Raw genomic sequence first — 518 nt, 5'->3', positions numbered from 1 at the left:
GCGCATCATCGTGCCCTTCGCGGCCGGCGGCTCGGTGGACGTGATGGCCCGCGTGCTCGCCGCGCGCCTGCAGGAGCGGACGGGCCAGACCGTCACGGTCGAGAACCGCACGGGCGCCAATGGGACGATCGGCGGCATCGCCGTCTCCCAGGCGACACCGGACGGCTACACGCTGCTGGTCTCGGCGAGCGTGCAGACCATCGCGCGGCTGGTGATGCGCAACCCCGGCTACGATCCGATCACCGACCTCAAGCCGGTCGCGCGAACGGGCGAGGGACCTTGCCTGATCGCCTGCAACCCGAACCGGCCGCAGAAGACCATGGCGGAGGTGAAGGCCGCGGCCCTGGCCAATCCGCGCGACTGGTCCTTCGGCGTTTCGGCACTGGGCTCGGCGGGACATCTTTCGACCATCCAGTTCACCCGGGCGATCGGCGCGGACGTGACGCTGGTGCCCTATCGCGGCACGACGCCCGCGCTGGTGGACCTGATGGGGGGCAGCATCGGCGTCCAGATCGATC

Annotated in this window: 1 protein-coding gene; it reads left to right on the top strand. The window is 70.7% G+C overall.

Going from position 1 to position 518, the window contains the following annotated elements:
• Positions 1 to 518: Bug family tripartite tricarboxylate transporter substrate binding protein (locus tag AC1DWF_RS38605; RefSeq protein ID WP_476843675.1), on the top strand; the 518-nt coding region annotated here is incomplete at both ends.

The sequence above is a fragment of the Aminobacter sp. P4_D5 genome (assembly GCF_056401815.1).
The sequence above is the reverse complement of the archived record's forward strand: the minus strand, read 5'-3'. Positions and strand labels throughout refer to the sequence as shown.